We start from the raw sequence: 12238 nt of genomic DNA on the forward strand, positions 1-12238 counted from the left end.
GTGGCGGGGGGTCATCCGAGGACGAGCGGGAGGGTCTCCCAGCCTCGGACCGTCGAGGTCTGGCCCAGCTTGGCGTTGTCCCAGTCCACATCCCACGCCGGGAAGCGCTTCAGGATCTCCTCCATCGCGATCCTGCCCTCCAGGCGGGCCAGGGCCGCGCCGAGGCAGTAGTGGCCGCCCAGGCCGAAGGTCAGCTGCTGGCCGATCTCGCGGCGGACGTCGAACCGGTCGGGGTCGGCGTGGCGCCGGTGGTCGCGGTTGGCGGAGCCCACCATGAAGAGCAGGGCGCTGCCGGCCGGGACCGTGCCGCCGTGGAACCGCGCGTCCTGGTTGACGTAGCGGGCGATGAAGTGCCCGGTGGGCTCGTAGCGCAGGATCTCCTCGATGGCGTTGGGGATCAGGCCGGGGTCGTTCACGAGTTCGCGGCGCTGGTCGGGGTGGCGGGCCAGCACGGCTCCGATCCAGCCGATGAGCCGTCCCGTCGTCTCGTTGCCGGCGTTGGCGACGACGTTCACGTAGGTCAGGACCTCGTCGCGCGTGAGCGTGCGGGTCCGCCCGTGCTCGTCCTCGAACTCGGCATTGAGGAGATCGGTCATGAGGTCGTCGGACGGGTGGTCCCGGCGCCAGTCGACGTACTCGCCGAAAGCCTCGTTGGTGAGGGTCGCGGCGCCCTCGAACCGCATCTTCCCGCCGCCCTCGGTGCGCAGGGCGTCGTCGGCCATGTCGCGGATGGCCGGCTGGTCGGCCTCGGGGATGCCGAGGAGCATGCCGATCACGCGCATCGGCATCTGGGCGCCGACCGCCTCGATGAGGTCGAATCGGTCGGTGCCGACGAGCGGGTCCAGGACGGCGGTGCAGAAGTCGCGCACCCGCGGTTCCAGCATGCCGATCCGCCGCGGGGTGAAGACGCGGGAGAGCAGCCGCCGGTGGATGTCGTGGATGGGCGGGTCCTCGAAGATGAGGGTTCCGGACGGGATCTCGAAGCCCGACTGGATGATCTCGAGGATGTCCCCGCGGGAGGAGGAGAACCTCTTCCAGTCCGGCAGACCGCGTTCGCAGTCCTCGAAGCGGCTGACCGCGTAGAAGTCGTACTTCTCGTTGCGGTAGAGCGGCCGCTCTTCCCGCAGCCGCCGGTAGAGGGGATACGGGTCCTGTGCGTATGTCGCGTCGTAGGGGTCCCAGTAGATCTCGCCGCCGGTCTCCATGACCTGGCCTCCCGGAATCGTGTGGATGTCCCATGCGCGTTCGACGCCGACGGTTGGAGGAAGCGCAGACCGCCCGCTGGTCGGGCACGAGGTCCGCCCGCGGCGACGCCGATGTCGTGACGGCCGGCACCGTGTGCTGAACGACTGTTTAACACTCCCGCCGGAGGGCGTCAAGGACGACGGGACGCCTCGCCCCGTCGGCCCGGCGCCGTCGACGTGGACCTGCACGCCGATCAGCGGGCTCACAACGAAGAGGAAGTGTGGCGCCCCCGCGTCGGTCATCGGAACGACCGCAAAGGGAACTGCCGAGAATCCGGGAATGAATTGTTTCCTGCTGCCGATGGCGATCTCGAGATGAGCGGTGGGGGCGTGGGCGCGGGGTGAGCATTTCGGCGGCGGTGCGTCCGAATTAGGAGCCGGCGCCGTTTTCGCGGGCGGGGCCGCGGCCGTGGTTGCAATATGCCCCCGTCCGAGGGGGATGCCCGATATGGCTAGGCCCCAGGGGCGTGTCAAGGCTTATAGCGCATTCCGCGGATGCTGAGGAGCGATTTTCCGAAGCGGGGACTCCGAGGGTGAGGTCCGGCATCATCTCTTGGAGCACGTGGACACCTTCTCCGTCCCCCGGACGGCCCACTCCCAGCCACGCGAGGGAACTCCCGCATGACCGTGACCCCGGGCTCGACCACTGCCGACACCGACGTCAAGGCCCAGCGGCCGCTCCAGCGCCTGTGGATGCAAGGCGAACTGCACAGTAGCCCCGCCGATCCGGTCGGGGCGCTGGCCGCGCAGCTGACCCGGCAGGCCGACGACGACGAGATCACCATGAGGCCGTGGAAGGCCACCGGTTCCGGGACAGGGGGGCTGGTGACGACGGCGTCCTGGCAGGACCCGGTCGCGGGCCTGGTGATCGTCGCGCTGGCGCTCCGCGAGGCGACCGCCGCGGAGGGCGAGGGGCGGGTGGAGTGGGGGCTGAGCGCGTTCGCCGACTCCGGCTGGAGCGGCGCCGTCACCTCCCCGCTCAACATGCTCGGGTTGAAAGGGGCCGGCGTGCACGATCTCAGCGGCGTGCCGCTGTTCGACGGTCCGATCGTGGTGACCGACGCCCCGCAATGGGTCCAGACGCTGTCGCCGCTCGTGGCGACCGGGCGGTTGATAGCCATGGGCGACGAACACGAGCATCAACGGATCGCCCGTGCGCTGGCCGATCCGGCGCGCAGCACCGCCGTGCTGGTGGTCGCGATGCACGCGGGCAGGATCCCCGACGGCGGGGAACTGAACGCCGCCGCCTGGCCCGGGGCGTGCACGGTGATGCTGGTCGATGGCCGGGTACGCAAGTACCTGGCGCAGCAACTGCCCGCACGGCCCGTCCCGGTGGGGGGAGCCAGGCTTTTCGCAGCCGCCGCCGGAGCCGAGCAGGACCTGGTCCTGGCCAAGAACGTGGTGCGGCGGCCCGGATGGACGGAACCGCTGTTCGCCATCGCCGCGGGAGCATGCACCGGGCGCGACCCGGACGGGCAGGCCGCCGAGGCCGCCCGGCTTCTGGACGACCACCCGCGGCTGCGGCGCTGCTCCGCCGTCGAGCCAGACCTCGGGACGACGCGCACGCTGGCTTCTACGTCACTGCCGACTTTGCGCGACCACCCCGCCCCGGTCCGTGCCGAGCCGTCGACCCCCGAGCGGGACGATCTCGCCGAGCGAGCCGAAAGGGACAGGGCGGCACTGGCTCAGGCCAGGCGCGACCTCGCCGCCCTGAGTGCCGGCAAGCAGCGCCTGTGCGAGGAGAACCAGCGCCTGCTCGCCGAGATCGCCGAGCTCAGGGAGCAGGTCGAGGCGGCCCGCCCGCAACTCGACCAGATCGCGCAGCTCACCGCCGAACGCGACGCCTACGTGGATGAGTGCGATCTCCTCACCGACGAGCGAGACCTCGCCGTTCGCGAACGCGGTGTCCTCGCCCTGCGGCTGGCCTCCCTCGCCCGTACCACGGAGGCCGCCGCGGATGCCGCCGTCGTCGACGACGGCGCCGTCCCCGGCAGCATGGAGGACCTCCTGGCCCGGGCCGCCCGTCAGTACCCGCTGCTCGACTTCGCCCGCCTCGACATGCGCCCGGCGTGCGCGCTGGACCAGCACCCCAAGGCCGACGCGTGGCGCCGCAAGATCTCCGACGCCCTCGCCTCACTGCACCATTACGCGACCCTCAAACGCGGGCGCCTGGACGCCGGCCAGGAACCCGGCCCCGAACTCGCCAGCTTCTACACCTTTCTCAGGTCCGGGCACACCGGCGCTCTCATCAGCGCTCACATCGCCGCGATGGGCGAATCGGACTGCTCCGAGACCAACGGGCGTTACCGCCAAGCCCGGACGTTCCCCGTCGCCCCGGCCACCGACCCCTCAGGCCGCGCCTACATGGGCGCCCACATAAAGATCGACACCTTGCCTCCCGCGCCCAGGCTGCATTTCCTCGACGACATCGCCGGGCACGGGACCGTCTACATCGGCTACATCGGTGAACACCTGGTCAGCGCCCGCACCAACTAGCCGCTCCGGGACGGGGACGGCGGTGGGTTCGGGGTCAGGAGCGGGCGAGCCACAGGTCGGAGCCGAAGACCTCGTAGTGGACGTCGCGCGCGGCGACACCGCCCGCCACGAGCTGCGCCCGCGCGTGCCGCATGAACGGTAGCGGGCCGCACAGGTAGGCGGTCGCGCCTTCGGGGATCGCGACGTCCGCCAGGTCCATGCGGCCGGTGCGGCCCTGTCCGTCCTCGTGCCCGTCCTGCTCGTACCAGAAGACGCGCTCGGCGCCGGGGAGCGCGTCGGTCAGCGTCTCCATCTCCTGGCGCAGGGCGTGGCCGTCCCTTGAGGAGTCGGCGTGCAGGAGCAGGACGCGGCGTGGCGAGCCGTTGGAGGCCAGGTGCTGGAGCATCGCCACGATCGGTGTGCAGCCGATGCCCGCCGAGGCGAGCACGAGCGGGGTGTCGAGGTCGGCCAGGGTCACGTCGCCGAAGGGGGCCGACAGCGTCAGCTCGGTCCCCACGGCGGCGGTGGCGTGCAGCAGGTTCGAGACCTCGCCATCGTGGGCGCCGCGCACCCGCTTGACGGTGATCCGCCGTGTTCCGTCCGCGCCATGACCGGTCAGCGTGTACTGCCGGAGCTGGTGCACCCCGTCGGGCATCCGCACCCGGACGCTGACGTACTGGCCGGGCAGCGCGGGCGGGAGCGGGCCGTCGTCGAGCGGGCGCAGCACCAGCGACACGACGTCGCGGGTCTCCTCGCGCCGCTCGGCGATCCGCCACCGCCGCCAGGTGCGGCCGTCGTGCGCTCCGGCGGCCGCGTAGAGACGGGCCTCCATGGCGATCAGCCGGCCGGCCATCAGCCAGTAGACCGACGGCCCGTGTCGTGAGCAGTTCGTCCGGGCCCGCCACGGCCAGGCGCATCACGATGCGCAGTGAAATGTCGGTGAAGGCGGTCAGGCGCATATCCCCACGGTAGAACGAGGGGCGGGGCCCTGAGAGCAGGAGCCCGCCCCTCGTCCACCGCGCCGTTCCTCAGAGGAAGGTGCCCCGGGGATCGGCGCCGGATCGTCAGTGGAAGCTGAAGGCGGCCGTCTCCACGTTCGTGGTGGACGGGCACAGGAATCCGCCGGAGACCCTGGTGGCGGTGAACGGGCCGCCGGTGTAGGAGCGGGTCGTCCCGCTGCGGGTGACCGTCACGTTGGTCACGCGGTAGCTGCAGGTGATGCCGAGTCCGCCGGCGTTGATGTCGAGCTGCGGGGTCGAGGCGGTGCCGGGGATGTCGTCGAAGGTGAACGTCGGGGAGCTCGCGAGGGACATGCTGACGCCACCGCCGCACTGCGGGGAGAGCGTGGTGTGGTCGATGGTCAGGGTGTTGGGAGGCGTGTCGCTGGTGGTGGCGTTGGCGAAGGTGCAGGTGAAGCCGAGCGCGGAGAGGGTGCCGTCCACCAGTCCGGGGGCGGCGGCGTGGGCGGGGGCCGCCGTCAGACCGGTGGCGGCGACGGCGACGGCGAGGCCGGCGAGCACAGTGGCGGGTCTCATGCGGGTTCTCCTCCTCGACGCGTGCGGCGGTCCTTCCGCCGCGGGCCCGGCGTGGCGGGGTGCGTACCGGCCTGGGGGAGTGGGAACGGTTGTGGAGGCCGGTGCCGATGCGCCGGGTGTGCATCGCTTTCATGGTCACCGGAGTCACCGGCGAACGGCCCCGTCCCCGGGGGACGGTTTTAATCGACGCTCTGGAGCGTCCAGCCGCAGCGGGCGCACCGGCAGACGTGGTCGCGCGGCGCCAGCACGTCGCGGAGCTGCCGCCTGTTGCCCACCTGGAGCTTGCGCATGGCGTTGGCGAGGTGGAACTTGACCGTGCGGTCGGACAGGCACAGGGTCGCGGCGATGTCCCGGTTGGTGTGACCCGACGCCGCCAGCCCCGCGACCTCGCGTTCCCGCGGCGACAGCTCGTTGCCGTAGGCGGGGCGGCCGCGCCGCCTGTGCGTCGGCAGTCCGGCCGCCCGCATGAGGGGCTTGAGCCGGTCGGCGTCCCAGGGCGCGCCGAGGCCGGTGAACGTGCTCCACGCCTGCCGCAGCACGCCGGCGTCGGCGGGACGGCGGGCGGCGAGCTTGGCGCCCACCTCGGCCGCGGCGGCGTGCGCGGCCAGCCGCGGGTCCGGCAGCGCGGCGTACGCGCGGCGGGCACGGCGGTAACCGGCCGCGGCCCGGTCCGGGTCGCCGTACCGCTCGTGCACCCGCGCCTCGGCGAAGTCGAGCGCCGCGCGGGCCAGTGGCACGTCCAGGCCGGTGAGGGCGCCGCGATACCGGGGCAGGACGGCGCGGACGACCTCGAGCGGTGCGAACGGCAGCAGCGGCGCCGCCCACCACCACAGGTGCCGGCGCGCCAGCTCGTCCACCACCCGGCGGGTCAATGCGAGGCCGAGGGCCCGGTGCGCATCGGTCGACGCCACCCGGTCGTACTCGGCCACGGCGTGCACGGCGGCGGCGAGCTCCTCACCCGTCCTGTACGGCCCTTGGGCGACGGCGTGAAGGGTGCGGCGGGCCACGTCGAGCCGTCCCTGGCCCGCGCTGATCCGCCCCGCCAGCACCCGCGCGTGCGGTGAAGCGCCCGCCGGGTCCTGGACGAGCGGATCGTCGCCGGAGGGCGACACGGCCCGGTCCTCGGCGCCGAGGTCGCCGGTCGTCCAGCGGATCCCCAGCTCGACCACGCGGAGCCGCCGGTCGTAGGTGTGCGACCGCACCCCGGCGGCCGCGCGCCGCGCCCGCTCCACCAGCTTCAGGGCGTAGGCGCGGTGGCCCAACTGCGCGGCCTCCTCGGCGAGATCGAGCAGACCTTGGACGAGCTGGCGGTTCACCTCGGGACGGTCACCGTGCGCGGGCAGTGCGTCGGCCGCGTGCCGTGCCGCCGGGCTGCCGAGGGCCAGGAGCAGGCGCGCGGTCGTGACCTGGACGACCACGCGCGCCATCGGGTCGTCCGTTCCGGCGAGGGCCGCGTGCGCCTGGCACAGCCGCGCGACCTGCGCGCGGAGGTCGCGGCCGGGCAGTCCGTCCGGCAGCGCGAGGACGGCCAGGGCGATGGCGCGCAGGTCCGGCCGTCCGGCCAGATCGCCGATCGCCGCGCGCAGCCCGGCGAGCGCGGCGGCCCTCTCCCGCCGCGGCACCGTGGACCGCGCCGACGCCCACGCCCTGAGCAGGAGCAACTCGGCCCGCAGTTCCGGCGGGGCGATGTCGTGCTCCAGCGTGGCGGCGAGCAGTGCGGAGGTCGTCCCGGTCCGGTCGACGCCCCCAGAGGCCGCCCAGCCCAGCTTGGCCGCCAGCGCGGGACGGGCGTCCTCGCCGACCGCGTCCGCTTGGAGGACGTCCCGAAGGCAGGCGTGAGCGTCCTCGTACAGGCCGTCCGCGGCGGCGAGTCGGGCGGCGGTTTCGGCGGTCTCGGCCCATCCTTGGACGTCCCCGGATTCCTGGTGATGCGCCGCCGCCCGCACGGCCAGGGCGCCCTGCCCGGTGCGCAGCAACTCGCGCGCCGCGACCTCGTGCAGCCTGCGCCGTCCGCACCCCGGAATCGCCTGGTAGATCGCGAGCCGGGCCAGCTCATGGCGGAACCTCACGGAGCCGCGACCTGGGCCGTGGTCGCGGAGCAGCCCGCGGCCGGTCACCTCGCCGAGGGCCGCGCAGGCTTGTTCGGCGTCCATCCCGGCGACGCGCGCCACCAGCCCTGGCTCGTCCGCCGTGCCGAGGACCGCTGCCGCCTCCAGCGCCGCCCTCTCGGCCGTGCCGAGGCCCGCGACGCGGGAGAGGATCTCGGCGGCGACCGCCGGCGGGACCGGCGCCGACGCCGCGGAGCCGACGCCCGCATCCGCTCCTGCCTCCGCTCCTGCCTCCGCTCCTGCCACCGGGGCGAGCGTCCATTCGCCGTTCACCGGACGAAGGAGCCCGCGCCGCCGGAGCAGCGCCACGTCCTCGCGCACCGCGAACGGCACGCCGCCGTGGCGCTCGTACAGCCGGTCGGCGAGACGGCGCGGCAGGACCGGGCGGGGGTCGTCCAGGACCGCCCGCACCAGCCGCGCCGCACCGGACCTCGTCAGCGGCGCGAGGCGCACGCGCACGGCCGACGGCACCGCCGGAGCCCCGGCGGACGGGCCCGCCGGAGACCGGCAGGTGATCACGACCGACAGCTCCGCCGGCGGCCGCGTGCCGATCAGCCGGAGCAACTCGATCGTTCCCTCGTCGGCCCAGTGCGCGTCGTCGACCACCAGCAGCGCCGGCCCGAGCCCGGCGAGCAGGTCGGCGGCGGCCCGGACGAGCCGGTGGCGGGCCAGCCGCGGATCGTCCAGCGGAGGGTCGCCCAACGGCGGGGGCTCTGGCGGCAGGACTCCGGCGAGGTGCGGCAGGACGGGACGCAGTACGCCGGTGAGCGGACCGAGCCTCCCCGCGTGAGGCGGCCGCGCCGACGCGAGCGCCTCGAACACCGGCGCCAGCGTGCACTGCTCCGGGGCGGGCCACGCCCGTCCGAACAGCCGCTGCCCGCGCGCCGCGGACGGGTCGGCCAGCGCCTCGCGGACCAGTCGCGTCTTCCCGGCGCCCGGCTCGCCCTCCACCACCACGAAGGCGGGCGGCCGGGCGAGCGCCGCCACCACCGCGGCCAGGTCACCGTCGCGTTCCACCAGTGCGGGGTCCTCTGGCGTCATCGGCGGGACCTCCTGCCACTCGGCCGCGTCGTCGCGCACGTTCGGACGCATTATTGTGATCAAGAGTCGGAAATGTTTAACGCGATGCAGAAAAAGACGCTGCGGCCGGTTATCACCACCGCAACAACCCCCTGTCGAATTCCCCGTACCGCGCGTCCGCGTGCCGAGCACCTTGTCACCGGCTCTTCCGGCCCGGCACCGGAGGTGAGGAGTTCGCAGGAAAAGCGTCAAGGGCCCAGGTGCGGCGGCGTGCTAAAAGTCTCTGGTTTCCCGGCCGGACCGGTCGGTTTTCGGCTGTGTCATCGTAGGTTAATGGTCCTGTCCCGGTCGATCCTGGGCAGGGCGTTTCGGCATTTCACGGTTTGGCGCCACCGGGTTCATTCCGCCGGTTGACGCGCCTCCTGGGGCGCCGCCGATGCGGGGGTGATCGCGGCCGCGAGGCTGTCGCGCAGCCGGGTGAGCCGAGCGATCTCGGTGTCGAGGGCGGCGATGCGGTGCTGGACGGTGCCGCTGCCCCGGTCGCATCCGGCGCTGCCGTAGGGCGGGAGGTCGTCACCGTCGAGAAGGTCGAGGCGGTGGGCGCAGCGGCGTATGTCCTCGACGGTCAGGCCGAGCCCCAGCAGCCTGCGGATGATCCGTATGCGGGCGATCTCGCGGGGTCCGTAGAGCCGCTGGCCACTGGCGGTGCGGGGCGGCGGGGGCAGCAGACCGCGTTGTTCGTAGAAGCGCAGCGCGCGCGGTGTGGTGCCCGCGGCCGCCGCGGCGTCGCCGATCCGCATGGCCTTGTTCTCCTCTACACCTCGACGACGACGGCTCCCAGGTGCCGCCCGCTGATCAGTTCGTGCAACGCCTGAGGCGCGCGGTCGATGCCCGGGACGCGGACGTGGGGAAAGGTGACGCTGCCACTGCGCAGCCAGCCGCCGAACCGTTCGATCCACTCCTGGTCGGTTCCGGAGGCGCCGGTGACGCCGCGGAGGGTGATCTGCTTGACGATGAGCTGGAAGGTGTCCAGCTCGACGGGGGCGGTGGTGCCGGTCTCGTCGGGAGAGAGCTGGCGGGCCAGGGTGCCGACCAGCGCGAACCGGGCTCCGGTCCGGGCGGCGGTGACCGCGGCCTGGAGCTGGTCGCCGCCGACGTTGTCGACCAGGACGTCGATGCCGTCGGGGGCGGCCTCGGCCAGCTGGGCGGCGATCGGGTCGGTGCCGCGGATCACGGCGGCGTCGTAGCCGAGTTCGGCGGTCAGGCGGTCGGCCTTGGCGGTGCTGCCGGTGCTGCCGATCACCCGGGCGGCGCCCAGCAGCCGCGCGATCTGCCCGGTGAGGGAGCCGACCGCGCCGGCGGCGCCGGTGACGAAGACGGTGTCGCCGGGCCGCGTCCGAGCGGCGTGGGCCAGTGCGCTGTAGGCGGTGTGCCCCTGGCCGAGGCGCGCGACGGGGTCGGGGAGCGAGTCGCCCACCGGAGCGCACGCTGTGGCGTCCACGGCCGCGTACTCCCGCCAGCCCTGCCAGTGGTGGACCAGGTCACCGGGGCGAAGGCCGCTGCCGTCGGGGGCCGAGAGCACTTCGCCGATCGCGGCTCCGAAGAGGGGGTCGCCGGGGCGCAGCGGCGGCATCGGCGCGCCGGGCACGCCTCCCCCGATGAGCGTGCGCAATGCGGGAAACACCTGGAAGAACCGGTTGCGCACCAACGCCTGGCCGGGCCCGGGCGCGGGGGCCGGAATGCGGGCGACGGTGAAGTGTTCGGGGCGGGGCAGGCCCTCGGGCAGCGCGGCGAGCCGTACCTCGCGACTGGTACGGGGCTGGGTCGGCATGGGTCGCTCCTCAAGATCGTGGGAGGCGACGTTAACCCCTGACGCGCGCGTCAGGGGCAAGCCCGCCGACCGCGACCTTGGCGAGGGTTCTGGCGAGGCATTGTTCGCCTGCTGGAAGGGCTGGAGGAAGAGGAAGGCGAGGTCGGCGGCGGCCGCGACCTGCGTTTCCCTGGACGTGAAGCGAACGGTTCCGCCCTCGCGTATTGACGCATGCTCCCGGCGTCACGAACAATGCCGGTGTTGAACAGTCGTGTAGCACCGCTGGTCGTGCGGTGCTCCGGGCGGGCAGGAGGGAACGCGGATGGAGCGGCTTCGTGTCATCCAGTGGACCACCGGCAAGGTGGGCAAGCTGTCCCTGCGGGCGGTACTCGACGATCCCCGGCTGGACCTGGTGGGCGTGTACGCCTGGTCGCCGGACAAGGCCGGCGTCGACGCCGGGACACTGTGCGGCCGGCCGCCGTGCGGCGTCACGGCCACCGACGACGTGGACGCGCTGGTCGCCCTGGGCGCCGACACCGTGGTCTACACCCCGTTCATGGCCGATCTCGATCACGTCCTCCGGCTGCTGGAGTCCGGGACGGACGTGGTCAGCACCAATCTGTTCTTCGACGTGGGCGGGATCGAGGGGGAGACCAGGGAACGACTGGAGGCCGCCTGCGCCCGGGGGAGCAGTTCGCTCTACATCACCGGCGTCAGCCCCGGCTGGATCAACACGATGGTCGTGGCCATGACCGGGGTGTGCCGGGACGTGCGGAAGATCTCCATCCTGGAGGCCGCCGACTGCTCCGTCTACGAGTCGGCCGAGACCTGGCTGGCCATGGGCATCTCCCTGACCGGGACCACGCCGAAGGTCGTCGAGACGGCGCGGCTGTGGATGAAGCCCGCCTACGAAGCCGTGCAGCGCATGGCGCTGGCCCTGGAGTACACGCTGGACGACGTCGAGTTCTCCCTCGACTACGCCACCGCCGCGCAGACGGTCGATCTGGGCTACATGCGGATCGAGAAGGGCACCAACGCCGCGGTACGGGTCGGCTGGGAGGGCAGGATCGACGGCCGCACGGTGATCGAGATGAAGTTCGCCTGGTACCTGACCAAGCACCTCAACGAGAGCTGGGAGTTCACCGACGACCAGTACCACGTGGTCATCGACGGCGAGCCGGGCGTCGACACCCGCATGCGCTTCATCCCGCCCGACAGCTGGGGCAACCACGAGTGGGACACCATGACCGCGCTGCCCGCGGTCAACGCCGTCTTCAACGTCAAGGCCGCCAGGCCCGGCATCCTGCACCTGGCCGACGTCGGGCTCCCCTGCGCGCCGGCCGGACGATGGCTGGCGGCGCAACGCTGACCCGGGCCACCGCCGGTTCCTGGCCGTCCGCGGGGACGGGCGAAGAAGAGCGACACAAGGTGTCAGGTTTTGCGGCGAGCATGGGTGTCACCACGGACGGACAAGGACACCCATGCTTGAGACACCAGAAGACCTCAAGGAGCTCCAGGCTCTGCTCGACGCCTCCCTGGCCCGCTCCACCCCGCATCTGCGCTCGATCATCAGCACCGAGCGCACGCTGACCGCCGAGCAGGTCACCGGGGCCCTCACCGGTATGCGCACGCTCGCGCTGTCCACCGTGACGGCGAAGGGCGAGCCGCGGATCAGCGGTGTGGACGGGCACTTCCTCCACGGGAAGTGGCACTTCGGTACGGCGCGCAACGCCGCCAAGGCACGCCATCTGGCCGCACGGCCCGCCGCCAGCGCCGCGCACATGCGCGGCGAGGACCTGGGCGTGTTCACGCACGGGACGGTGGAGATCCTCAACCCCCGGGACGGCGAGCCGGCCGCGGACTGGCCGGACCTGCTCGCGTACTTCAAGGACTTCTACGGTGAGGGCGCCTTCGACTGGGAAGACGAGGTGGTCTTCTACCGGCTGCGGCCGCACTGGATGACCGTCTACGCCCCCGACATCGCCAAGGAGGCCCGGTCCGGAGGGGTGGACGCAGGTTGACCGCGTTCGTACGGGACGTCGCGAG

9 protein-coding genes are annotated in these 12238 nt (G+C 72.7%); 3 read left to right on the forward strand and 6 right to left on the reverse strand.

Translation table 11 applies throughout. From position 1 onward, the window contains the following. Window positions 1-11: 11 nt before the first annotated feature. The gene (locus tag ACFPZN_RS02060) at window positions 12-1205 is read right to left on the reverse strand and encodes a cytochrome P450 (protein WP_378279514.1); all 1194 of its coding nucleotides are present in this window, start codon (window positions 1203-1205) and stop codon (window positions 12-14) included. 660 nt (window positions 1206-1865) lie between these two features. On the opposite strand from ACFPZN_RS02060, the gene ACFPZN_RS02065 reads away from it, so the two are divergent. Next, the gene (locus tag ACFPZN_RS02065; RefSeq protein WP_378279516.1) at window positions 1866-3740 is read left to right on the forward strand and encodes a hypothetical protein; all 1875 of its coding nucleotides are present in this window, start codon (window positions 1866-1868) and stop codon (window positions 3738-3740) included. A 34-nt stretch (window positions 3741-3774) separates the two neighbouring features. On the opposite strand, the gene ACFPZN_RS02070 is transcribed toward ACFPZN_RS02065, so the two are convergent. From ACFPZN_RS02070 to ACFPZN_RS02090, 5 genes are all read right to left on the reverse strand, one after another. Then, complete coding sequence (locus ACFPZN_RS02070) at window positions 3775-4572, reverse strand: ferredoxin reductase domain-containing protein (RefSeq protein ID WP_378279518.1); 798 nt, start codon at window positions 4570-4572, stop codon at window positions 3775-3777. Between the two features lie 211 nt (window positions 4573-4783). Continuing rightward, complete coding sequence (locus tag ACFPZN_RS02075) at window positions 4784-5254, reverse strand: hypothetical protein (protein ID WP_378279520.1); 471 nt, start codon at window positions 5252-5254, stop codon at window positions 4784-4786. Between the two features lie 179 nt (window positions 5255-5433). Continuing rightward, entirely contained in the window at window positions 5434-8442 is a 3009-nt protein-coding gene (locus tag ACFPZN_RS02080) for a LuxR C-terminal-related transcriptional regulator (protein ID WP_378279522.1), read from the reverse strand. Window positions 8443-8780: 338 nt separating this feature from the next. Further along, window positions 8781-9182 carry a MerR family transcriptional regulator gene (locus ACFPZN_RS02085; protein WP_378279524.1) on the reverse strand — a complete coding sequence of 134 codons (402 nt, stop codon included), beginning with the start codon at window positions 9180-9182 and terminating at the stop codon, window positions 8781-8783. Between the two features lie 14 nt (window positions 9183-9196). Further along, window positions 9197-10213, reverse strand: coding sequence for an MDR family NADP-dependent oxidoreductase (locus ACFPZN_RS02090; protein WP_378279526.1), 1017 nt, complete (start codon window positions 10211-10213; stop codon window positions 9197-9199). A 301-nt stretch (window positions 10214-10514) separates the two neighbouring features. Here ACFPZN_RS02090 and ACFPZN_RS02095 point away from each other — a divergent pair, with 301 nt between their 5' ends. After that, window positions 10515-11561 (forward strand): NAD(P)H-dependent amine dehydrogenase family protein, encoded by a 1047-nt coding sequence (locus tag ACFPZN_RS02095; protein ID WP_378279527.1) that lies wholly within the window; start codon window positions 10515-10517, stop codon window positions 11559-11561. A gap of 112 nt (window positions 11562-11673) precedes the next feature. Beyond that, entirely contained in the window at window positions 11674-12213 is a 540-nt protein-coding gene (locus ACFPZN_RS02100; RefSeq protein WP_378279529.1) for a pyridoxamine 5'-phosphate oxidase family protein, read from the forward strand. The last annotated feature ends 25 nt before the right edge of the window (window positions 12214-12238 follow it).

Origin of the sequence: Actinomadura rugatobispora, from assembly GCF_042656285.1 — a bacterium.
Lineage (GTDB): Bacteria > Actinomycetota > Actinomycetes > Streptosporangiales > Streptosporangiaceae > Spirillospora > Spirillospora rugatobispora.

What these genes read in the sequence shown, in the direction of transcription:
- ACFPZN_RS02090 (WP_378279526.1), bottom strand. Translation starts at nt 10,213, where the DNA reads ATGCCGACCCAGCCCCGTACCAGTCGCGAGGTACGGCTCGCCGCGCTG.
- ACFPZN_RS02095 (WP_378279527.1), top strand. Translation starts at nt 10,515, where the DNA reads ATGGAGCGGCTTCGTGTCATCCAGTGGACCACCGGCAAGGTGGGCAAG.
- ACFPZN_RS02060 (WP_378279514.1), bottom strand. Translation starts at nt 1,205, where the DNA reads ATGGAGACCGGCGGCGAGATCTACTGGGACCCCTACGACGCGACATAC.
- ACFPZN_RS02100 (WP_378279529.1), top strand. Translation starts at nt 11,674, where the DNA reads ATGCTTGAGACACCAGAAGACCTCAAGGAGCTCCAGGCTCTGCTCGAC.
- ACFPZN_RS02075 (WP_378279520.1), bottom strand. Translation starts at nt 5,254, where the DNA reads ATGAGACCCGCCACTGTGCTCGCCGGCCTCGCCGTCGCCGTCGCCGCC.
- ACFPZN_RS02085 (WP_378279524.1), bottom strand. Translation starts at nt 9,182, where the DNA reads ATGCGGATCGGCGACGCCGCGGCGGCCGCGGGCACCACACCGCGCGCG.
- ACFPZN_RS02065 (WP_378279516.1), top strand. Translation starts at nt 1,866, where the DNA reads ATGACCGTGACCCCGGGCTCGACCACTGCCGACACCGACGTCAAGGCC.
- ACFPZN_RS02070 (WP_378279518.1), bottom strand. Translation starts at nt 4,572, where the DNA reads ATGGCCGGCCGGCTGATCGCCATGGAGGCCCGTCTCTACGCGGCCGCC.